The 22,246-nt window shown below is 65.9% G+C and carries 19 protein-coding genes and 1 tRNA gene; 12 read left to right on the top strand and 8 right to left on the bottom strand.

Annotated features, from left to right (window positions below; all coding sequences use genetic code 11):
- Window positions 1-8: 8 nt before the first annotated feature.
- Window positions 9-1,295, bottom strand: a complete 1,287-nt coding sequence (locus A8950_RS14985; protein WP_133614490.1) for a PAS domain-containing sensor histidine kinase — start codon at window positions 1,293-1,295, stop codon at window positions 9-11.
- Window positions 1,296-1,560: 265 nt separating this feature from the next.
- Between A8950_RS14985 and A8950_RS14980 the strand changes: the two genes are divergently transcribed.
- From A8950_RS14980 to A8950_RS14955, 6 genes are all read left to right on the top strand, one after another.
- Window positions 1,561-2,265, top strand: coding sequence for a Crp/Fnr family transcriptional regulator (locus A8950_RS14980; RefSeq protein ID WP_133614489.1), 705 nt, complete (start codon window positions 1,561-1,563; stop codon window positions 2,263-2,265).
- A gap of 21 nt (window positions 2,266-2,286) precedes the next feature.
- Window positions 2,287-3,294: a serine hydrolase domain-containing protein gene (locus A8950_RS14975; protein WP_133614488.1), complete on the top strand. Its 1,008-nt coding sequence runs from the start codon at window positions 2,287-2,289 to the stop codon at window positions 3,292-3,294.
- 165 nt (window positions 3,295-3,459) lie between these two features.
- Window positions 3,460-5,529: a protein kinase family protein gene (locus tag A8950_RS14970; RefSeq protein WP_133614487.1), complete on the top strand. Its 2,070-nt coding sequence runs from the start codon at window positions 3,460-3,462 to the stop codon at window positions 5,527-5,529.
- Window positions 5,530-5,547: 18 nt separating this feature from the next.
- Window positions 5,548-6,045 (top strand): hypothetical protein, encoded by a 498-nt coding sequence (locus A8950_RS14965; RefSeq protein ID WP_133614486.1) that lies wholly within the window; start codon window positions 5,548-5,550, stop codon window positions 6,043-6,045.
- 83 nt (window positions 6,046-6,128) lie between these two features.
- Window positions 6,129-6,554, top strand: coding sequence for a DUF6152 family protein (locus tag A8950_RS14960; RefSeq protein ID WP_133614485.1), 426 nt, complete (start codon window positions 6,129-6,131; stop codon window positions 6,552-6,554).
- A 15-nt stretch (window positions 6,555-6,569) separates the two neighbouring features.
- Entirely contained in the window at window positions 6,570-7,055 is a 486-nt protein-coding gene (locus tag A8950_RS14955; protein ID WP_243735662.1) for a DUF6644 family protein, read from the top strand.
- Between the two features lie 13 nt (window positions 7,056-7,068).
- On the opposite strand, the gene A8950_RS14950 is transcribed toward A8950_RS14955, so the two are convergent.
- The 4 genes from A8950_RS14950 to A8950_RS14935 form a co-directional block, all read right to left on the bottom strand.
- The gene (locus tag A8950_RS14950; RefSeq protein WP_133614484.1) at window positions 7,069-7,986 is read right to left on the bottom strand and encodes a restriction endonuclease; all 918 of its coding nucleotides are present in this window, start codon (window positions 7,984-7,986) and stop codon (window positions 7,069-7,071) included.
- A gap of 18 nt (window positions 7,987-8,004) precedes the next feature.
- On the bottom strand, window positions 8,005-8,268 hold the full coding sequence (locus A8950_RS14945) for a hypothetical protein (protein ID WP_133614483.1): 264 nt from the start codon (window positions 8,266-8,268) through the stop codon (window positions 8,005-8,007).
- 191 nt (window positions 8,269-8,459) lie between these two features.
- Window positions 8,460-9,356: an RNA polymerase sigma factor RpoH gene (rpoH, locus tag A8950_RS14940; RefSeq protein WP_133614482.1), complete on the bottom strand. Its 897-nt coding sequence runs from the start codon at window positions 9,354-9,356 to the stop codon at window positions 8,460-8,462.
- Window positions 9,357-9,568: 212 nt separating this feature from the next.
- Window positions 9,569-10,537 (bottom strand): RluA family pseudouridine synthase, encoded by a 969-nt coding sequence (locus tag A8950_RS14935; RefSeq protein ID WP_243735661.1) that lies wholly within the window; start codon window positions 10,535-10,537, stop codon window positions 9,569-9,571.
- Window positions 10,538-10,548: 11 nt separating this feature from the next.
- Between A8950_RS14935 and A8950_RS14930 the strand changes: the two genes are divergently transcribed.
- The 3 genes from A8950_RS14930 (at window position 10,549) to A8950_RS14920 (ending at window position 12,154) form a co-directional block, all read left to right on the top strand.
- On the top strand, window positions 10,549-10,860 hold the full coding sequence (locus A8950_RS14930) for a hypothetical protein (protein WP_133614480.1): 312 nt from the start codon (window positions 10,549-10,551) through the stop codon (window positions 10,858-10,860).
- Between the two features lie 40 nt (window positions 10,861-10,900).
- Window positions 10,901-11,935 carry a threonine aldolase family protein gene (locus A8950_RS14925; protein ID WP_133614479.1) on the top strand — a complete coding sequence of 345 codons (1,035 nt, stop codon included), beginning with the start codon at window positions 10,901-10,903 and terminating at the stop codon, window positions 11,933-11,935.
- Window positions 11,936-12,078: 143 nt separating this feature from the next.
- Window positions 12,079-12,154, top strand: a tRNA-Glu gene (locus A8950_RS14920).
- Between the two features lie 127 nt (window positions 12,155-12,281).
- Here the strand turns inward: A8950_RS14920 and A8950_RS14915 are convergent.
- The gene (locus A8950_RS14915) at window positions 12,282-13,301 is read right to left on the bottom strand and encodes a zinc-dependent alcohol dehydrogenase family protein (RefSeq protein WP_133614478.1); all 1,020 of its coding nucleotides are present in this window, start codon (window positions 13,299-13,301) and stop codon (window positions 12,282-12,284) included.
- Between the two features lie 301 nt (window positions 13,302-13,602).
- Between A8950_RS14915 and A8950_RS14910 the strand changes: the two genes are divergently transcribed.
- From A8950_RS14910 to A8950_RS14900, 3 genes are all read left to right on the top strand, one after another.
- Entirely contained in the window at window positions 13,603-14,520 is a 918-nt protein-coding gene (locus A8950_RS14910) for a LysR substrate-binding domain-containing protein (RefSeq protein WP_133614477.1), read from the top strand.
- Between the two features lie 139 nt (window positions 14,521-14,659).
- The gene (locus tag A8950_RS14905; RefSeq protein WP_133614476.1) at window positions 14,660-15,871 is read left to right on the top strand and encodes an efflux RND transporter periplasmic adaptor subunit; all 1,212 of its coding nucleotides are present in this window, start codon (window positions 14,660-14,662) and stop codon (window positions 15,869-15,871) included.
- 26 nt (window positions 15,872-15,897) lie between these two features.
- A complete protein-coding gene (locus A8950_RS14900; RefSeq protein ID WP_133614475.1) occupies window positions 15,898-19,077 on the top strand; it encodes an efflux RND transporter permease subunit in 3,180 nt (1,059 codons plus the stop codon).
- Between the two features lie 37 nt (window positions 19,078-19,114).
- Here the strand turns inward: A8950_RS14900 and A8950_RS14895 are convergent, their stop codons facing one another.
- Both A8950_RS14895 and A8950_RS14890 read right to left on the bottom strand, forming a co-directional pair.
- Window positions 19,115-20,740: a GMC family oxidoreductase gene (locus A8950_RS14895; protein WP_133614474.1), complete on the bottom strand. Its 1,626-nt coding sequence runs from the start codon at window positions 20,738-20,740 to the stop codon at window positions 19,115-19,117.
- Window positions 20,737-22,242, bottom strand: a complete 1,506-nt coding sequence (locus tag A8950_RS14890) for an FGGY-family carbohydrate kinase (protein WP_208109878.1) — start codon at window positions 22,240-22,242, stop codon at window positions 20,737-20,739. Before A8950_RS14890 ends, A8950_RS14895 begins: the two co-directional genes overlap by 4 nt.
- Between the last annotated feature and the right edge of the window lie 4 nt (window positions 22,243-22,246).

Here is a 22,246-nt window from a genome sequence, read left to right as displayed (position 1 = left end):
TCCCCTTGCTACGCGCGGATCCGTTTCTCCGCAGATGAATCTGGCATGACATGCTCGGCGCCGGCAGTGCACAGCAGCCGCGCCGGAAAGGTCAGGGTGGCGGTGGTGCCGCGGCCGAGCTCGCTGCTGAGGTCGAAATGGCCGCCATGCAGTTCGATCATGTTGCGTACCAGCGGCAGGCCGAGCCCGGTGCCGCCGAATTTCCGCGTGATGCTGCTGTCGACCTGGCCGAAGGGCTGCAGCGCCTTCGTTATGTCGTGGCCGGCGATGCCGATGCCGCTGTCGCTGACGGCGATCCGGCAGTCGCCGGCGGCGCCGAGGGCGGCGCTGACGGTGATCCGGCCGTCGGGCGTGAACTTGATCGCGTTGGAGAGCAGGTTGAGCAGCATCTGCTTCAGCATGCGCTCGTCGCAATGCAGCAGCGGCAGCTTGTGATCGATCTCGATGCGCAGCGACAGCCCCGCCGCGTCGATCCGTTCCCGCACCATGCGCAGGCAGGCCCGGATGGCTGCGGCGATCTCCACCGGCCGCATGACCGGCCGCATCTGTCCTGCCTCGATCTTGGCGACGTCGAGAACGTCGTTGATGAGGCTGAGAAGGTGCCGGCCCGCATCGCCGATATCCCGGCAATAGTCGCGGTAGCGCTCGCAGCCGAGCGGCCCCAGGGTCTCGCGCGCCATGACTTCGGTGAAGCCGATGATGGCGTTCAGGGGGGTGCGCAATTCGTGACTCATATTGGCGAGGAAATCGGACTTGGCGCGATTGGCAAGTTCCGCCTGGCGGGCTGCGTCCTGGCGGGCGCGTTCGGTCGACATGCGGTCCGAGATGTCGCGCAGGATCGCGGTCAGCACGCGGTGGCCGTTGACCTCGTAATGCATGATCGAGGCCTCGGCCGGGAATTCCGCACCGCCGCGCCGCCGTGCCAGAATGTTGCCGCGCTGGCCCATCCGGCGCATGCCGCCCTTGTCGGTGGCGATGAAGGAATTGATATGGTCGCGGTGCCGGCCGCGATGGCGTTTCGGAATCAGCAGTTCCAGCGGGCGGCCCAGGATCTGCGTCGCCCGGAATCCGAACATGGCCTCGGCGCCGGCATTGAACAGGGTGATACGCCCGGCCTCGTCGACCGAGATGATGGCGTCCGTCGACAATTCGACGATCTTGGCAAAATGGATCTGCGATGCCTGCAACTCGTCACACAAGCTCTGATGGAGGGGTGGTCGATATCCTGCGGCCGGCGCCGGTGCGGGTGGCGCCGCGTGATCGATCGATGCTGTGTCACTTTGTCCAATCGACATCTGTCGCGATCCCTACCGAGAATTCTCGCTGGCGAGCTATCGACAGCATCAGGCTGTCGGTATTGATAGGAAAATGGTCGCAATCTCGACATTCGGTACTGTGCAGGAGAATCGGTAAAAATGTGCTAAAAAGCCAGAACAACGACAAATAAACTCAAGTAAATGGGTATAAAACCCAGAGTCTTGACTCAGGTTTTATACATAGATTTACTTTGTTTTTCTGGTGTTGATTGACAATAAATCGGCACTTGTTCATGGAATACCCATGCCGATCTGTCCCGCCACGCCGCCCAGCTGCACGCAATGCCCGCGCCTTGCGACGGCCTTTTATGGCCCGACCAGTGAGTCCGCCGCAGCCGAATTTGAGCGGCTGCGCGAAGGTACGCGAGCCGTGCCCGCGAAACGCATCATCTATCGCGCCGGGGATGTCGCGAAGGAGATGCAGATCCTCCTCAGCGGTTGGGCCTTTCGCTACAAGCTGCTGACCGGCGGCCGCCGGCAGATCATTTCCTTTGCCCTGCCGGGCGACCCGGTGGCGATGCGCATGCTGTTCCTGGACCGGGGTGCCTTCTCGGTGCAGGCATTGACCGACTGCACGTTGTGCACCTTCGACCGCGAGAGCTTCGCCGATTTCGTCGGCCGCCATCAGCGGTTGGCGGAGAATGCCAAGCTGCTCTGTGTGGAGAGCAATGCGGCGACCGAGGAATTGCTGGCCGATATCGGGCGCCGCACCGCCTATGAACGGGTCGGGCGCCTGATCCTGTCGCTGGCGCGCCGCATGCAGGCCAAGGGACTGTTGCAGGGCCTGGTCGGGTACCTGCCGCTCAGCCAGGCGCATATTGCCGATGCCCTCGGCCTCACCGCCATCCATGTCGGCCGCGTGCTGCGCCAGTTGAAGGATGACCGGGTGCTGACCTTTTCCCGCACCCAGTTCGAGATCCACGATCTGCCGGCGCTGGAACGCCTCTGAGAGAGCGGCTAGGCTGCTGCCATGCCGACGCGCCGCGCCATCCTCGGGCTTGTCGCCGCCGCCACGCTGGCGGCGCCGCTGCCGCTGCGTGCCGCGGGCGGTGCCGGACATTTGGCGGCGGCGCGCGAGCGTGCCCGATCGCTGGCGCAGCTGCACGGCCTGATCGTCGCGCGCGGCGGCGAGACCCTGCTGGCCGAGGCCCTGCGCGGCCCCCGGCTCGACCAGCCGGTCAACATCAAATCGGTCTCGAAGTCGCTGATCGCGGCCCTGGTCGGCCGCGCCATCGCCGAGGGCATCCTGCCGGGGCCCGACGCGCCGATCGTGCCGCTGCTGGGCACGCGCCTGCCGCCGGATTCCGATCCGCGCCTGCGCCAGGTGACGCTTGACCATCTGCTCTCCATGCGCGCCGGCCTCGAGCGCGTCTCGGGACCGAATTACGGCGCCTGGGTGCAGAGCCGCGACTGGGTGCGCCATATCCTCTCGCGCCCCTTCGTCGAACCGCCCGGCGGCCCGATGCTATATTCGACCGGCAGCACGCATCTGCTCTCGGCGATCCTGACCGATGCCAGCGGCCGCTCGACCCTCGAGCTTGCCCGCGCCTGGCTGGGCGCCCCGCTCGACATCGCCATTCCGGCCTGGGAACGGGACCCGCAGGGGATCTATCTCGGCGGCAACAACATGCTGCTCTCGCCCGAGGGCTTGCTGCGTTTCGGCGACATGTTCCGCGGCCATGGCATCTACGCCGGCAAGCAGGTGTTGCCGGCGGCATGGGTCGAGACCTCCTGGCGCCTGCGCACCACCTCGCGCTTCACCGGTCACGGCTATGGCTATGGTTGGTTCATCTATGAACTGGCCGGCCAGCCGGTCTATTACGCCTGGGGCTATGGCGGGCAGATGCTCTATATCGTGCCAAAGCTGGGCCTCACCGTGGTGGTCACCTCGGACCCCGCCAGCCCGTCCGGGCGCAGCGGCTATGTCCGCCAGCTCCACGACCTCGTCGCGCGCGAGATCATACCGGCCCTCGCCTAGCCTTGGCCCTGGCCTAGGTGGAGAGCCGGCATCCGCGCCCTTACTCGTTGTTAACCATTCCGGCATCAAAACTGCATTGGATTTGGTGGAGTCCCGGATCGGCCCGCCCTGGGCGGCCGATTTTGCCGGGTCGCATCGGCGTGAGGGTTAGGCAGGGTGAAGCAATTGGCTGTGCCAGCTGGATTTTCCGAGAAGGTGGAACTGGGGGAGCGGTACGAGATCGCGCCCGCCGCCCGCCTGCCGGAATTCGACAGCGGCCTCGCCGAGGCCTATGCCGCGACCGACCGCAACGAACCGGCGCGCAAGCTCTTTGCCCTGATGGCGCCCGGCCACCTTGCCTGCCGCGGCCTTACCCTGGCGACACAGCGGCAGCCCATCGGCACGCAGATGCTGTGGCCGCAGGCCAGCGGCATCGTCGACTGGCCGGTGGGTTCCGATGGCAGCGATATCCTGTGGGGACGCCGGCCGGCCTTCGTCTACCAGCAGCCGGGTGGCGAACGGCTGGTCAAGCCCGGTCCCGGCAAGGCGCCGGTCTTCGGGCGCGAGGAAGGATCGCTGCCGCAGTTCAGCGAGGCCAATCTGGTCAAGCAGGTGCTGCAGCCGGCGGTTATGATGCTGCGCGAAATGGTGTTGATGTCGGCCCCGCACCGCGCCATCAACCCGGCCAACATGTTCTATCTCAGCGGCAAGAGCGGCGAGGTCATGTTCGGCGACTGCCTGGCCTCGCCACCGGGCTATCTGCAGCCGGCCGCCTTCGAGACGATCGAGAATGCAACGGCGCTGCCGATCGGGCGCGGCCTCGGCACTATCGCCGACGACATGTATGCCCTCGGCGCCACGGTGCTGATGCTCTATCTCGGCCGCAACCCCGCCGGCCATCTCAATGACGAGCAGCTGGTCCATGCCAAGATCAACGGCGGCAGCTTCTCGGCACTGGCCGGCGGCGACAAGCTGCCGCCCGGCATCGCCGAATTGTTGCGCGGATTGCTCTGCGACAAGGTCTCTGACCGCTGGACCATCAAGCACCTGGAAGGCTGGCTGCAGGGCCAGCACTACAACCCGGTCCTTCCCGGCGTGCCGCGCCGCGCCTCGCGGCCGATCAAGTTCAAGGGCACCGACTATCTCAGCCAGCCGGCGCTTGCCCAGGCGATTGCGCGCGACTGGGCGGGCGGCATCGAAATCATCACCGGTCCCGATTTCGACAACTGGTTCAAGCGCAGTTTTGGCGACGACAAGGCGGGCGAGAAGATGAACCGCATCGCCGGCCTGGCCGCGCATCACGGCCCCTCGGCCGCGATCCGCGACCGCATGCTGTCGCGCTATATCGTGATGATGGGGGTCAGCCTGCCCCTGGCCTACAAGGATGTCGTCAGCAATCTGACCGGCCTCGGCACGCTGCTCGCCCACCATTTCGAGCGCAGCGACCAGTTGCAGCAGGTGGGTGAATTGCTGCAGGCCCGCCTGCCGCAGGTCTGGCTCGAGGAACAGTTCAACCTGACGCCGGAGCAGATGCAGTTCCGCCGCGCCCTCGACCAGGTGGAAAAGGTGATCTCCCGTCCGGGGCCCGGCTACGGCATGGAACGCGTGCTCTACGAACTGGCCAAGGGGACGCCCTGCCGCTCGGCCCTGGTGGCGGATTACTACGTGACCGACCTCAAGGATCTGCTGCCGGCGATCGATGCCGCGATCGGCGGGGCCGGGCCCGGCACCCTGCCGATGGACCGCCACATTGCCGCCTTCGTCGCCGCCAACATGAAACGGGCGATCGACAACGAACTGGCACCGCTGGCCCACCGCACCGACGACGTCGCCTATCGGGTCTCGATCCTGCGGCTCGTTGCAATCCTGCAGCGCACCCACCCCACCCAGGATCTGCCGCGCCTCGCCGCCGCTCTGGTCGAGATGCTGCAGCCGGCCGTAGCCGCCTTCCACAATGCCGAGATCCGCCAGCATGCGGCCGACGAATTGGCGCGGCACGCCGCCGATTGCCGCTTCGACGAGATGCTGCTGCTGCTCGACCCCGAGGGGCCGCTGCGCAAGGGCGATTCCAACGCCTTCGCCAATGCCATGCAGGAATATGCCGATCTCGAGCGCGAGCGCACCTGGCTGCGCAATGGCGGCCTGACCGAGGTGTCGCGCGTGCGCGCCTCGGCCCAGCGCGCCGCCGCCGTCACCGCCACCCTGATCGCCAGCGCCGGTGTCACCGGCTATGGCATCTATACCGTCATGTTCTAGCCGGGGATCCGTCGCATCATGGCCGCCGCCTCGCAGGAAGGCATCTTCAAGCTGAAGCCCTGGACCATCGCGGTCCCGGTGATCCTGCTCGGCCTCTTTTTCCTGCCGGTCTCGGTGGTGCTGCTGGCCGCCCATGTTCCGACCATCGTCGCGCGCATCGTCGACACCTCGCCAGGAAGGCGCCTGACCATCACCGTCGGCGCGATGAACCTCCTCGGCTCGCTCTACTTCCTCGACCAGATCATCGCCGTGGGCGCCGGAATCGAGGATATCGGGCCGACGCTGGCCAATTCCTTCGGCTGGCTCTATGCGCTGACGGGGGCCGGCGCCGGCTGGGTCCTCTTCGGCATGATGACGCCCATCGTCACCCGCCTCGCCGGGGCGCAGTCGGCGCTGCGCCTGCGCCGCGTCGCCGGCGCCCAGGACAAGCTGGTGGCGGAATGGGGCGAAGCCGTGCGCGGCCCCTATGCCATGCGGGTCGAGGCCGAGGAAGGGGAGGCCGCGGGCGAGGGCTAGCCACGCCTGCGGGGTTGACCTGCCGGCAGCCGGACCTACATGGAATGGACCTCCTCGCGCACCCGGCAGAAAGGAACCGCACCATGTCTGCAGCCCGATCGATGCCCCTGCGCCTCGCCTTCGCTGGCCCTGCCTTTGCCGGCCTCGTCGCCGTCGCGGCCGCCATGGCGGTTGTGGCCGCTAGGCCGGTCCTGGCCCATCACGGCTGGTCCTGGGCGGAGGCAGAGCAATCGACCCTCACCGGCACGATCAAAACGATTTCGATGGACCCGCCGCATCCCGGCCTCGTGGTGACGGCCGCGGACGGCACGGATTGGCAGATCGATCTCGGCAATCCGCGCCAGACCGAACGCTCCGGCTTCACCGGCGCGACGGCCCGGCCGGGCGATGCCATCACCGTGCTCGGCAACCGCTCGCGCGACAGCAACGAGATGCTGATGAAGGCGGTGCGCATCACGGTGGGCGGAAAGAATTACGACATGTATCCGGAGCGCATCAAGGCGGATTGAGCCCGGCGCCGGTGCGTGATCGGGGAAATTACCTCGGTATTGGAAGCCCTGCGCGGCTGGCCGGGGGCGGTCTGGCTGCGCGGCTCCGGCACCGCCTATCTCTTCGTGAATGCCGCGCACATCCTCGGCATCGCCCTGGCGCTCGGCGCCATCCTGCCGCTCGATCTCCGTCTTCTCGGCCTCGCCCGCCGCGCGCCGCTCGACCTCCTCGCCCCTTTCCTCATCCGCTGCGCCGCCACGGGCCTTGTCCTTGCCATCCCGACCGGCCTCTGGCTCTTCTCGGTGAAGCCCGCGGATTACCTCGTCAATGCGGCCTTCCTGTGGAAGCTGGGATTGCTCGCTTTGGCCTTTCTCAACATCGCCCTGCAGCACCGCAACCCAGCCTTCGCCGCTGCCGGCCATCGCATCACCCGCACATGCCGCACCCGCCTCCACGCCGCGATGTCGATGCTGCTCTGGCTCGGCGTCTTGCTGGCGGGGAGGTGGGTGGGGTTCCTGTGAGGCGGCCTGGCGCCTATTCGAAGAAATCCTCGTCGATGCGCTTGAGGTAGAGCGTCTCCTCGACGCGGCAGCCGACATTGTGCCGGATCATCAGGCGCGCCAACTGCTGGCCGTCGATGAGGACGATGCGCTTGCTCAGATAGTCGGCCGTCTCCCTGGCGGCGGGCGAAAAACCCGACGTGGTGACGAAGAGGCCCTTCGCCGCCTTGTGCCGGTCGAGGCTGCCAAAGAAATCGCGAATCTCGCCGGAGCCGACCTTGTTGCCGGCGGCATAGCGCTTGGCCTGGATATAGACCCGGTCGAGACCCAGTGCATCCTGGTCGATGACGCCATCGACGCCGTTGTCGCCGCTCTTACCGAGGACACGGCCCGCCTCGGGGACCGAGCCGCCATAGCCCATGCCGACCAGGAGCGAGACGATGAGCCGCTCGAAGAATTCGGGCGGTGCGGCCGTGATGCGGTCGAGCAGTTCCTGGGCAAGGGCCGCATCGAGCTTTTCGTGGGACGCCCGCAACAACTCTTCTGGCGTTGCACTCTCAGCCTTTGGACTGGCACTGACAACCTCGTCGATCGCTTCGGTCGCCGCATTGCCGGTTCGGAACTGTTTGAATTCTGGGTAACGGTCGAGGAGCTTGTTGTCGATGCGATCAGGGTTTTCCGCCAGGACCTGCTTGCCGCGTTCGGTGATCTGGATTTGCCCGCGTGCCACCCCTTGGAGGAGCCCGGCCTTCGACAGATAGGTTCGTGCCCAGTAGGAGCGGTTGCTGAGGATCGTCTCCTTACCTGAAGGAATTGGCTCCGCCCGCTCCTCGTCTGTCAGCTGAAACTTCTCTGCAACCTGACGGATGGCATCGCGCATGGCGACGATCTCGCCGCCCGCCAGGGTCTGCAGAAGCGGCAGCATGATCGTTTGATAGTCAGGGATTGCCATTGTTTCAACTCCCCTTGGTCATCGCGCCGCGTATCTCTCGCCAACCTTGCGGGCCTGGCCGAGGGCGGCGAAGGCCTCCTTGATCCGCTCCGTTCTGCCCTCCGGAAAGGTAACGGTGCGCTCGAAGACATAATGGTTCTTCGCATCGTCGCCCTGCTGGGGCTGCGGCCGGGCGACGCCGAGAATGTTGCGCAGCTCGGAGAGGAAAAGCTGGTAATTGGCCCGCTCCGCTGCCGCCGATTTCGACCAGCGGTCGATGAATTGTGTCACTGCGGCAGCCAAGCGCCGATCCCCCCAGTTTCATGCCGATCAAGAATGGCGCGCGAGGGTGAGGGATTCAACCGGAATAAATGGCGGGATTGGATGCCCGGGACAAGTCCGGGCATGACGGGAGTTAAGACCCCATACGGGCTCAAAACAAAAAAGGCGAGCCGTGTGGGCTCGCCTTTTCCGTTTCTGTATCCGGTGAGAGGCTACGCGAACTCGCCGATCAGCTTCTCGTCGATCGCCTGTTTGCGGATCGAGCGTTGCAGCTTGTCGAAGGCGCGCACCTCGATCTGGCGGACGCGTTCGCGGCTGATGCCGAATTCGGTCGAGAGGTCCTCGAGCGTCGTCGGCTCGTCCTTGAGGCGGCGTTCCACCAGGATCTTGCGCTCGCGCGGGGTCAGCGTCAGCATCGCCTTGTCGAGCAGCTTTTTCCTGCGGCTGAATTCCTGGTTGTCGGCGACGCGGGTTTCCTGGCTTTCGGTCTCGTCGACCAGCCAGTCCTGCCATTCGCCCTCGCCGTCGATGCGCAAGGGAGCGTTCAACGAGTGATCCGGCGCCATCAGGCGGCGGTTCATGTTGATCACTTCCTCTTCACTGACATTGAGGCGCGTCGCGATCTCCTTGACGTTCTCCGGCGACATGTCGCCTTCCTCCAGCGCCTTGATCTGGCCCTTGACGCGGCGGAGGTTGAAGAACAGCTTCTTCTGCGAGGCGGTGGTGCCGATCTTCACCAGCGACCAGCTGTGCAGGATGTATTCCTGGATGGCGGCGCGAATCCACCACATCGCATAGGTGGCGAGGCGGAAGCCGCGGTCGGGGTCGAAGCGCTTCACCGCCTGCATCAGGCCGACATTGCCCTCGGAAATCACCTCGGACATGGGCAGGCCATAGCCGCGATAGCCCATGGCGATCTTGGCGACGAGCCTGAGATGGCTGGTCACCATGCGGTGCGCCGCGTCCGGGTCCTGGTGTTCCTGCCAGCGCTTGGCCAGCATGAATTCCTCGTCCGGTTCCAGCATCGGGAACTTGCGGATTTCCGAGAGATAGCGGCCGAGAGAATTCTCGCCCACCAAGGCCGGTAATGTCGTCGTTCCACTTGCCATTCTGTTCCCCACTTTCCTGAACCTGCGGGTCTTGCCAGTCGTTTCGCAGGCGCGAAGGCCAACGTTACCCCACCATCTGGCCCGCCAATCATGGCACTTTCGTGGCGCCGGGCGGGTAAAAACCTAGTGAAACCGTCAGCTATCGTATTCCTTAAGATAAGTTAACAATTACAGCTTTCAAGGGTTCCCGACAAATCAAAGGGAACAATAAGTTACTTCGCTCCCAGTGATGCCTCCAATGTGACGAAATCTCGCGGGTCGGGGCTCTCCCACGACATGAATACGCCGGTTCGGGGGTGGTGGATCCCGAGAATCGCGGCATGCAGCGCCTGGCGCGGGAAGGCGAGGGCGGCCGCCCTCGCGGTCTCGGACAGCTGCGCCTTGCGGGCGGGGCTGGCCCGGCCATAGGCCGGATCGCCGATCAGCGGGTGGCCGATATGGGCCATATGCACCCGGATCTGGTGGGTGCGCCCGGTCTCCAGCCGGCATTCGACCAGGGCGGCACCGAGGCCGAAGGCCTTCAGGACCTGGTAATGCGTCACCGCCTCCTTCCCGTTGCGGGCGACCACCGCCATCTTCTGCCTGTTGCCGGGATGGCGGCCGATCAGCGTCGCGATGCTGCCGGCCTTGGGGCTGGGCAGGCCCCAGACCAGGCAGCGATAGGCCCGCTCGATGTCATGGGCGGCGAAGGCGGTCGATAGGGCATGATGCGCGGCGTCGTTCTTGGCGGCGATGAGGAGGCCGCTGGTATCCTTGTCGATGCGGTGCACGATGCCCGGCCGCCTGACCCCGCCGATGCCCGACAGACTCGCGCCGCAATGGGCGATGAGGGCGTTGACCAGGGTCTGGTCGGGATTGCCGGGGGCGGGGTGCACCACCATGCCGGCCGGCTTGTCGATGACGATGATGTCGGCATCCTCATAGACCACATCGAGGGGGATGGCCTGGCCCTCCGGTTCGGCCGCTGCCGGCGCCGGCACGGACAAGTAGAAGGCGTCGCCCGGTTTGACCCGCTGCGCCGGCTCAGTTATGGTCGCGCCCGATCCGTCCTTGAGATTACCGCTTTCGATCAAGGCCTTGAGGCGCGAGCGGGAGAGCGCCGGCAGGTGCCGCGCCAGCGCCCGGTCGAGCCGCTCGCCGGCCTCGGCTTCTGTCATCTCGATCCGGTGCAAGCCCGTCATTGGAATTTCCCATGTCATCGCAACAGCCACCGGAAGTACCCCGCAACCTGCTGGCACTCAAGTCCATGGTGTTCGGCATGGCCGGGCTACTGGTCCTCGCCGCCCTGATCCTGATCGGCGTGGGGATCAGCCGCATGGGGCGTTCCGGTTTCGATGCCGCCAGCATCCCGCTCGGTCCCGGCTGCCAGCTGGGCGCCGTGACCGCCGCGGGCGACCGCCTCGTCATCCCGGTCGCGGGGAACGATGCCTGCCGCCGCATCATCATCGCCGATCTCGAGACGGGCGCCATCATCGGCGAATTCGCCTTTCCGCCCGCCGAATAACCCGCCGAATAATCCGCTGCACTTCTAACCCGAGGAATCCATGAATTTCTGTTCCGACAATGTCGCCGGCATGGCGCCCGAAATCCTCGCCGCCCTGGCCAGCGCCAATGACGGGACGGCTTCGTCCTACGGCGCCGATCCCTATACGGCGCGGGTCGAGGCGAAACTGTCGGAGATTTTCGAGCGCCGGGTCCTGGCCTTTCCCGTCGTCACCGGCACCGCCGCCAATGCGCTCGCCCTCTCGGTCATGGCGCCGCCCTATGGCGCCATCTATTGCCACCCGGAGGCGCATATCATGGTCGACGAATGCGGCGCCCCCGAATTCTATGCGGGCGGCGCCAAGCTGGTGCCGATCGCCGGCGCCCATGGCAAGCTCGCCGCCGATGACGTCGCCGCGGTGCTGGCGAACGGCCGCGCCGGCGACGTGCATCACGTGCAGCCGGCGGCGATCAGCCTTACCCAGGCGACCGAATGCGGCACCGCCTATCGCGCGGACGAGGTGGCGGCGATCGCCGAGGTGGCGAAGCGCCACCAGGTGAAGCTGCACATGGATGGCGCGCGCTTCGCCAACGCGCTGCGCCACATGAATGCGAGCCCCGCCGACATCACCTGGAAGGCGGGCGTCGACGTGCTCTCCTTCGGCGCCACCAAGAACGGCGCCATGGCGGCGGAAGCCGTCATCTTCTTCGACGAGGCGCTGGCCGAGAGCTTCGCCTTCCGTCGCAAGCGCGCCGGCCACCTCATCTCCAAGATGCGCTTCGTCTCGGCCCAGCTCGACGCCTATCTTGAAGGGGATCTCTGGCTGCGCCTCGCCGCCCACGCCAACGACCAGGCGGCGGCACTGGTTGCCGGCCTCAAGGCGATCCCCGGCGTCGAGCTGCTGCACCCAGTTGAGGCGAACGAGATCTTCATCCGCCTGCCGCTCAATGTCGTCGCTGGCTTGCGGGCGGCGGGTTTCGATTTCTACGACTGGCCGGGGGCGGCGCCCGGCACCATCCGCCTCGTCACCAGCTTCGCGACGCGGGCCGAGGACGTCGCCAAATTCGTCGCCACGGCGAAAGCCCTGGCGGCCTGACCGCGGCCCGGCGCTGAACCCGGCGGCGCCCCCAAATCCCAAAGTCAATCCAACAGGTTAGATGGGGCTTGATCGCCGCCCGCCAATCCTCTAAGAGTTCGCCCGCTTCAAAGGCGCCGGCCAGCCCGGCCGCCCATCGGCAGGTCCCCATCGTCTAGTGGCCTAGGACACCAGCCTCTCACGTTGGTAACACGGGTTCAAATCCCGTTGGGGACGCCATCGCTTCAGGATGTTATTCGGCGGTCTTGCCCTTCAGCGCCGCGCCGTGCGCAGCCTTCGAGACATCGCATAACGCGCCGCTACCTGCCCGGGTTGCCATCTCCGCGCCTGGCCGCGCGCCCGCGCGTCAGAGGGTCAGCACGACGCGGCCCAGTCCCGGATGGGCCTCGAGATATTCATGCGCGGCGACGAAATCTGCGAAGGGAAAGCGGCGCGCGACCTTTGTCTTCAGCCGGCCGGCCGCCGTTTCGCGGTTGATCCAGTCGAGGGCGGGCTTCACCGCCTCCTTGTTGCAGCGGATGCCGAGCTCCAGTTGCCCGGTATAGTCGACTAGCGAGAAGGGGGCGAATTGCAGATGCTTGCGGAAGGCGGTCCAGGCCGGGAAGGCCGCCTCGTTGCCGCCGTCGAGGCCATAGAGAATGAGCTTGCCGCAGGGTGCCGCGATATCGCCCAGCACCGCCATCTGATGCCCGCCGCAGCCATCGGCGATGACCTCGACGCCGCGCGTGTCGGTGAGGCGCGCCACGGTGAGCGCCAGATCCTGTTCCTCGGTCAGCACCACGCTGCTGGCGCCCAGCGCCTTCAACAATTCTTCCTTTCCGGCAAAGCGCGTGGCGGCGATCACCTCGGCGCCGAGGGCGTGGGCGACCTGCACCATGGCGCCGCCGATGCAGAGGCCGGATTCCGTCACCAGCACGCGCTGGCCGGGCTTCAGCCGCGCGATATGGGTGAGCGCCAGATAGGCCGAGAGCATGGCGGTGTAATGCGTCGCCGCCTCGGCGGCGCCGAAATCCGCGCGCGGCTCATAGGCCGTTAGCGCCTCGCGCGGCATCACCATGCTTTCGCCATAGGCAGGATAGGAGTTGGGCGTATGCGCCTTGAAGCTGGCGACATGCTGGCCGAGAGCCAGATCGCCGATGTCGGCGCCCAGCGCGGCGACGGTGCCGGCCAGTTCCGAGCCGATGCCGGCCGGCAGCTGCGCCGGTTCCGCGGCCAGGTTCTGGCGCCACAACACATCCTCCCAGGAAACGCCGATGGCCTCGACCTGCACCAGGACCTCGCCCTTGCCCGGGCTGGGGGTCGGGACGTCCACACATTGCAGCACGTCCGCCGGCCCGAACCGGTCGAATCGGATCACGCGTGACATGATGAGGACGCCTTCATTGCCAGAACACCAGTTTCACCCGACCGCCGTCATCGCCTGGCGGGCGGGGCAAAATCACACCTTTGTACAACTATCCCATATAGAAACGTTTCGGAAAGGGCCATTCAGCGCGGTCGATAATGCCCATGCATCGCCCTGATGGAGGCGGTCGCCGGTTCCCGCCCGTTTTCCAAAGAATAGGCCCAGCACTTTGGACGATCCGGCAAGACAAGCGGGTTGGCAGGGATCAACTTGCCGGTCATATATACGCCATTGCCTACAATATGGGGTGCCGGATCACCTTATGAACAGGAACGATCTCAGGCGGGTCGATCTCAACCTGCTGATCGTCTTCGAGACGCTGATGCATGAGCGCAGCGTCACCAAGACCGCGGAGAAGCTGTTTCTCGGCCAGCCGGCGATCAGCGCCGCGCTGGTGCGTCTGCGCACCCTGTTCGACGATCCGCTTTTCGTACGCACCGGACGGGCGATGGAACCGACCCCCCGGGCCCATGAGATCTTCGCCCTGCTGACCCCGGCGCTGGATTCCATCTCGACCGCGATCAGCACGGCCCAACCCTTCGATCCGGCGACGGCCGCCAATGTGTTCCGCATCGGCCTCTCCGACGATGTCGAGTTTGCCCTGCTGCCGGCCCTGCTGCGGCGCCTGCGGGCCGAAGCGCCGGGCGTCATCCTGGTGGTCCGCCGGGTCAACTACATACTGGCGCCCGGCATGCTGTCCTCGGGCGAAATTTCCGTGGCCGTTTCCTATCTCGACGAGCTTCCGGCCAATGCCAAGCGCAAGGTGGTGCGCCGGATAACGCCCAAATTGCTGCGGGCCGATACCAAGCCTGGCCGGCTGACGCTCGACGACTATTGCGCCAGGCCGCATGCGATCGTTTCCTATGCCGGCGATCTCAACGGCTTTGTCGACAACGAACTGGCGAAGTCGGGGCGCAGCCGCAAGGTGGTGCTGGCGGTGCCGCAATTCAACGGCCTGGGGTCCTTGCTGGCCGGGACCGATATCCTCACAACCGTGCCGGACTATACCGCCGACTTCCTCGCCGCGAGCGGCGGCTTGCGCATCGAGGATCACCCACTCGACCTCCCGGTGGGGTCACTTTCGATGGCCTGGCGTGCGGCGCAGGATGAAGACCCGGCCGAAAAATGGCTGCGCTCGCGCATCGCCATGTTCGTGGGCGACGGCGCCGGCCAAGCCTAGCCGCCCGGAATCCGGCCGGAAACGGCAATCATCATCCCGGTCGATAGTGACCTTCACCGCGTTCTATTCGCAGGTGCACAAGCGACAGCACACATTCCTTCCCATTCAACGCATCGATTTGAGATCGAGGAGTGGGGGCATGACCTTTCCGTCGCCGACTACCAGCCAAACCATCACCCGTGCCGGCATCGGCCTGGTGGCCGCCGCCACCCTTCTGGTCCTGGCCGCCTGCGAAAAGCCCCAGGCCTCGGCCGAAATCGGCACACCGCCGCCACCGCCGAAGGTCAGCGTCGCCGAGGTGCTGCGCCAGCCGATTCATGAATGGGACGAGGTGACCGGCCGCCTCGAGGCGCCGCAATCGGTCGTCATCCGCTCGCGCGTCTCCGGCTATATCGACCAGGTGGCCTTCGAGGAGGGGGCGCTGGTGCAGAAGGGCGACCTGCTGTTCCAGATCGACCCGCGGCCCTTCGCCGCCGAAGTGAGGCGCCTGCAGGCCCAGCTCGACCGGGCGATCGCGCAATCCAAGCGGGCCGAGGCCGAGGCCAAGCGCGGCGACCAGCTCCGCGCCGGCAAGATCATCGGCTCGGAGGAGGCGGATGCCCGCCTGAGCACCGCCGACGAGGCCCGCGCCGCCGTCGTCGCCACCCGGGCCCAGCTGGAGGCGGCCCAGCTCAATCTCGCCTTCACCGAGATCCGCGCGCCGATCGACGGCCGCATGAGCCGGGCCGAACTGACCATCGGCAACCTGGTCCGCGCCGATGACAGCCGCCTTTCCAGCATCGTCTCGACCGACCAGGTCTATGCCTATTTCGACATCGACGAGAGCGTCTATCTCAAATATTCGGCGCTGACCAAATCGGGCGAGGTGGGCGCGGCGGCGCCGGTCTATCTCGGTCTCACCAACGAGGAAGGCCACCCGCATGAGGGGCGGATGGACTTCCTTGACAACCAGGTCAATCCCGGCACCGGCACGATCCGCGGCCGGGCCGTTTTCGACAATCGCGACGGCCTGTTCACGCCCGGCCTTTATGCGCGGCTGAAACTGGTCGGCAGTGCCGGCTATGTCGCCAGCCTGATCGACGAGCGCGCGATCGGCACCGATCTCGGCAAGAAGTTCGTCCTGGTCCTCGATGCGGGCAACAAGGTCGCCTACCGGTCGATCGAGATCGGCCCGCGGCAGAACGGCCTGCGTGTGGTGCGCCAGGGTCTCGAGGCCGGCGACAGGATCGTCGTGCGCGGCCTGCAGCGCGTGCGTCCCGGCATGGCGGTCGATCCGGACATCGTGCCCATGGCGGATGCCGCGACCCTGGCCGGCTTCGCCACGGCGGCCGGTGCCGCCAGCGCCAACTGACACCGTCCTTCCGGAAAGCAACCGCCATGAACTTCTCGCAGTTTTTCATCCAGCGGCCGATCTTCGCGGCGGTGCTGTCGCTCCTCATCCTGATCGGCGGGGGCATATCGCTGTTCCAGCTCCCCATCAGCGAGTATCCGGAGGTGGTGCCGCCGACAGTCGTGGTGCGCGCGACCTATCCGGGGGCCAATCCGAAGGTGATCGGCGAGACCGTTGCCTCGCCGCTGGAACAGGCGATCAACGGTGTCGAGAACATGCTCTACATGTCCTCGCAATCGACCGCCGACGGCAAGATGACGCTGACCATCACCTTCGCCCTCGGCACCGACCTCGACATCGCCCAGGTCCAGGTGCAGAACCGCGTCACCCGCACCATGCCGAAACTGCCGGAGGAGGTGCAGCGCCTCGGCGTGACCACCGACAAATCGTCGCCGGACCTCACCATGGTGGTGCATTTAAAGTCGCCGGACGAGCGCTATGACATGCTCTATCTGTCGAACTATGCGCTGCTCAACGTGAAGGACGAGCTGGCGCGGCTCGACGGCGTCGGCGACGTGCAGCTCTTCGGCCTTGGCGAGTATTCGCTGCGCGTCTGGCTGGATCCCAACAAGGTGGCATCGCGCGGCCTCACCGCGACCGATGTCGCCGCCGCGATCCGCGAACAGAACCGCCAGGTGGCGGCGGGTGCGCTGGGAGCGCCGCCGGCGCCGGGCGAATCCGATTTCCAGCTCTCGATCAATACCCAGGGCCGCCTGGTCACCGAGGACGAGTTCGCCAATGTCATCATCCATGTCGGCGAAAATGGCGAGATCACCCGCCTGCGCGACATCGCACGGATCGAATTGGGCTCCAGCCAGTATGCCCTGCGTTCGCTGCTCGACAACCAGCCGGCCGTCGCCATTCCGATCTTCCAGCGTCCCGGGTCCAACGCCATCGCCATTTCGGACCAGGTGCGCGCCAAGATGGCGGAGTTGAAGCAGGCTTTCCCGGAGGGGGTCGACTATTCGATCGTCTATGATCCCACCATCTTCGTGCGCGGCTCGATTGAGGCGGTGGTCCATACCCTGCTGGAAGCGATCGTTCTGGTCGTCCTGGTGGTGATCCTGTTCCTGCAAACCTGGCGCGCCTCGATCATCCCGCTGGCCGCCGTGCCGGTTTCGCTGATCGGCACCTTTGCAGTGATGCACCTATTCGGGTTCTCGCTCAACGCCCTGTCCCTGTTTGGCCTCGTGCTGGCGATCGGCATCGTGGTCGACGACGCCATCGTCGTGGTGGAGAATGTGGAGCGCAACATTGCCCTTGGCCTGAAGCCGATCGAAGCGACCAAGCGCGCCATGCGCGAGGTGACGGGGCCGATCGTCGCGACGGCGCTGGTTCTTTGCGCGGTCTTCGTGCCGACCGCCTTCATTTCCGGCCTCACCGGTCAGTTCTACCGGCAGTTCGCGCTCACCATTGCCATCTCGACGGTGATCTCGGCCTTCAATTCACTGACCCTGTCGCCGGCCCTTGCCGCCCTGCTGCTGCGAGGCCATGACGAGAGGAAGGACTGGTTCTCGCGCGGCCTCGACTGGCTGCTGGGCGCCTGGCTGTTCCGCCCCTTCAACCGCTTCTTCGACCGGGCCAGCCGGGGCTATGTCGGCACCGTGCGGCGCATCCTGCGGGTGAGCGGCGTGGCGCTGGCGGTCTATGTCGGCCTGGTGGCGCTCGGCTATCACGGCTTCACCACGACGCCGACCGGTTTCGTGCCGCAGCAGGACAAGCAATATCTGGTGGCCTTCGCGCAGCTGCCCGACGCCGCCACCCTCGACCGCACCGAGGATGTGATCAAGGACATGTCGGCCCGCGCCCTCAATCATCCCGGCGTCGAGAGCACGGTCGCCTTTCCGGGGCTTTCCATCAACGGCTTCACCAACGCGCCCAACAGCGGCATCGTCTTCGTGACCCTGAAGCCCTTCGACGAGCGCGCCGACCCGGCCATGTCGGCCGGCGCCATCGCCGGTGCGCTCAATGGCGAGTTCGCGGCGATCCAGGACGCCTTCGTCGCCATCTTCCCGCCGCCCCCCGTGATGGGCCTCGGCACCATCGGCGGCTTTCGCCTGCAGATCCAGGATCGGGGCGGGTTCGGCTACGAGGAGCTCTATCACGAAACCCAGAATATCCTGGCCAAGAGCCGGGAGGTGCCGGAACTGGCGGGGCTCTTTTCCAGCTACCAGGTGAATGTGCCGCAGATCGACGCCGACATCGACCGCGACAAGGCGAAGACCCATGGCGTCGAGATCAGCGCGATCTTCGAAACGCTGCAGGCCTATCTCGGCTCGCTCTATGTCAACGACTTCAACCGCTTCGGCCGGACCTTCCAGGTCAACATCCAGGCCGACCAGCAATTCCGCCTGGACGCGTCCCAGATCGGCCAGTTGAAGGTGCGCAATGCCGCGGGCGAGATGGTGCCGCTGTCGACCTTCGTCAAGGTAAGCGACAGCGCCGGCCCCGACCGCGTCATGCACTATAACGGCTACGCGACTGCCGAGATCAATGGCGGGCCGGCGCCGGGTTATTCCTCCGGCCAGGCGGAGGCGGCCATGGCGGCCCTGCTCGAGCGCGAACTGCCGAACGGCATGACCTTCGAATGGACTGAGCTGACCTACCAGCAGATCCTGGCGGGCAACACGGCGCTCTTCGTCTTCCCGCTCTGCGTGCTGCTCGCCTTCCTGGTGCTGGCAGCGCAATACGAAAGCTGGAGCCTGCCGCTGGCGGTCATCCTGATCGTGCCGATGACACTGCTCTCCGCCATTATCGGTGTGATCCAGGCCGGCAGCGACAACAATATCTTCACCCAGATCGGGCTCATCGTGCTGGTCGGCCTTGCCTGCAAGAACGCGATCCTGCTGGTCGAGTTCGCCAAGGACAAGCAGCAGGAGGGCATGGACCGTTTGCAGGCCGTGCTGGAGGCCTGCCGCCTGCGCCTGCGGCCGATCCTGATGACCTCGATCGCCTTCATCATGGGCGTGGTGCCGCTGGTGCTCTCGACCGGCGCCGGCGCCGAGATGCGCCACGCCATGGGCGTCGCGGTCTTTGCCGGCATGCTGGGCGTCACCTTCTTCGGCCTGCTGCTGACGCCGGTCTTCTATCTGGTGATCCGCGCCATCGTCGAACGCCGAGCCGGGGCCGGGCGGTTGGCGGACCATGTGACGCCATCGGAGGTCTGATCGCAGCGCTGGATTGTGCTGTGCTGGTCGTCAGCACTCAGGCATTGCCGCGCCGGATCATGTCCGCGGCCTTTTCCGCGATCATGATCACCGGCGCGGCGGTATTGCCGGAAACGATGCGGGGCATGATCGAGGCGTCGACGACACGAATGCCGTCAAGGCCCTGGAGGCGCAAATCCGGCCCGACCACGGCGGCCGGATCCGACCCCATGCGGCAAGTGCCGACTGGATGAAAAATGGTGGTGGCGATGTTGCCGATGGCATGCAGCAGGTCGGAATCGGCCGATACCTGCGGCCCGGGGAGGATTTCCGCCGGCCGGTATTTCAGCAAGGTTTGCGCGGTCATGATCTGACGGACCTGCTGTACCGCGCGCAGGGCCACGGCGCGGTCGGCCTCGGTTGCCAGGTAGTTCGGCCGGATCGCCGGCTGCCGGTCCGGATCCGGGCCGATGATATGGCAGGTGCCGATGCTGTCGGGACGCAAATTGCAGACCGAGACCGTGATGGCGGGAAAGGGATGCAGCGGGTCGCCCAGCCGGTCGGTCGACAGCGGCTGGACGTGGTATTCGAGGTCCGGCGTCGCCAGGGCCGGGTCGGATTTCGTGAACATGCCGAACTGGCTCGGTGCCATGGAGAGCGGGCCGCTGCGGAAGAGGGCGTATTCCATCGCCATGGCGGCCTTGCCGAACCAGGAATTGGCCAGCGTGTTGAGGGTTCGGGCATTGCTGACCCGATAGACCGTGCGGATCTGCAGATGGTCCTGCAGGTTTTCGCCGATGCCGGGGCTGTCATGGATCACGTCGATGCCATGGCGACGCAGCAACTCGCCGCGGCCGATTCCTGAGAGTTCCAGCAGCTTGGGGGAATTGATGGCACCGGCTGCCAGCAGGACTTCGCCGCGTGCCGTCGCGACATATGACTGGCCCAGCCGATGGAATTTCACGCCGGTGACGCGCCTGCCGTCGAACTGCAGGCGGTCGGTCCGGGCGCCGGTCAGGACCCGAAGGTTGGGGCGGCCCAGGGCCGGGCGCAGGAAGCCCTTGGCCGTGTTCCAGCGCACGCCCTTCTTCTGGTTGACCTCGAAAAAGCCGGAGCCTTCATTGTTGCCGTCATTGAAATCGGCACGTGGCATGATATCGAACTCCGCCGCCGCTTCCTGGAAGGCACGCAGGATCTCCCAGGAAACGCGCTGGCGCGCCACCTTCCACTCGCCGCCGCTGCGGTGATGGGTGCTGTCGCCGCCATGATGGTCTTCCGATTTCAGGAAATAGGGCAGGACGTCCTCCCAGCTCCAGCCGGGATTGCCGAGTTGTCGCCAATGGTCGTAATCCGCCGCCTGGCCGCGCATATAGATCATGCCGTTGACCGAGGTACAGCCGCCCAGGACCTTGCCGCGCGGATAGACCAGGGCGCGGCCGTTGAGGCCCGGCTCGCTTTCCGTTTTCATCATCCAGTCGGTGCGCGGATTGCCGATGCAGAACAGATAGCCGACCGGGATGTTGACCCAGTGGTAGTTGTCGCTGCCGCCGGCTTCCAGCAGCAGGATGCGGTTCTTCGGATTCTCGCTCAGCCGGTTGGCGAGGACGCAGCCGGCGGTTCCGGCGCCGACGATGATGTAGTCGTAATCGCCCTCCAGCACGCCTGTCTCTGCGGTGGCATTCATCGTGGTGCCGGTTCCCGTTCCAGATCCGCCCAGATGCCGCGCATGGCCTCCGTCACCCGGCCGAACAGCGCATAACGCCGGTCGTAATGGGGACGCATGCCCGAATCCGGCAGGAAGCTGCCGCGCGGCCGGGTCATTGCTGCGATACCCGTTTCATAGCGGTCGAACAAGCCGATACCGACACCGGCGCCGATCGCGGCGCCCAAGGCCCCGGTCTCACGGGCTTCGGCCGTCGCGACCGGGATGCCGATGCCGTCGGCGAACATCTGCGGCCAGTGCGGGCTGCGCGAACCGCCGCCAGAGAGCACCGCCTTGCGGACGGGCAGCCCGGCTTGCGCCAGGACCTCGACATGCCGCTTGTGCTCGAACATCACTCCCTCGAACAGCGCCCGCAGCAGATGGCCGTCGCCGTGCCAGCCCGCCAGGCCATAGAAACCGGCGCGGCATTCCGGGCCGAGGCGGGAGCCGAAGAGATAGGGGTGGAAGAGGGGATCGTCGGCTGCCGGCCGGATGGCGCCGACCCTTTCATTGCAGAGGGCGAAGGGATCCGCGGTCGCGCCGTACCGCTCCACGATCTCGCGCACATACCATTCCAGGTTGGCCGCCGACGTGGCACTCGATTCAATCGTGACGAAACGCCGGTCGCCGAATTTCGCCACCATGAAGATGTTGGAATCCCTGACGGCGGCCTCTGAAAAGACCTGGTTGATCGACCAGGTTCCGGCGATGATCGAGGCCTCGCCCGGCGCCACGACGCCGGAGCCCATGGCGCTGGCGATGACGTCGAAGAAACCGGCGATGACCGGCGTGCCGACCGCAAGACCGGTTGCCGCCGCGGCATCCGCCGTCACGCGGCCGATTACCTCCGCCGGATCGGCCAGGCGCGGCAGCATGGCTTTGGCATCCGACAGGCCGTAGAGTGCCAGCAATGCATCGTCGTAGCGCCCCTCAGGCAGGCGCAGCAGGCCACAGCCGGACATGTCGGACAGATCGCTGACGATCTCACCGGTCAGCTTGAAGGCGATGAAATCCTTGCACAGCAGGGCGGTTCCTGCCCGCCTGTAAAGCTCGGGTGCCTGTCGCTTCACCCAGGCCAGCAGCGTCGGTGTCTGCGCCGGCCACGGCTTCTGCAGGCAGATGGCGTGGCATTCGTCCCCTGCCGCCGCCGTCAATTCCCCGGCCAAGGCGGCGGCGCGGCTGTCGAGTGACTGGATACCGAGAAGTGACCCGCCATCCCGGTCGAGAAGGTAGAGGCCGTTGCCGTGGCCGGCACAGCCGATGCCGGCGATTTCCGCTGGATCGACCCCCGCCTTGTCGATGCAGCTGCGGATTGCCGCGCCGGCATTGCGCCAGAGCTCGTCGAGGTTCCGCTCGACATGGCCGGGCTGCGGCGTCAGTGAATGTCCGTCCATCGCATGCATGGCGCATTGGCGGCCGTTGCGGTCGAAGAGAACCGCCTTGATGACCGTGTTCCCCGCGTCCAGGCCGAGCAGATAGGTCACGGCA

This window comes from Dongia mobilis, from assembly GCF_004363235.1.
Taxonomy (GTDB): domain Bacteria; phylum Pseudomonadota; class Alphaproteobacteria; order Dongiales; family Dongiaceae; genus Dongia; species Dongia mobilis.
This window is presented reverse-complemented; position numbering and strand designations above follow the sequence as displayed.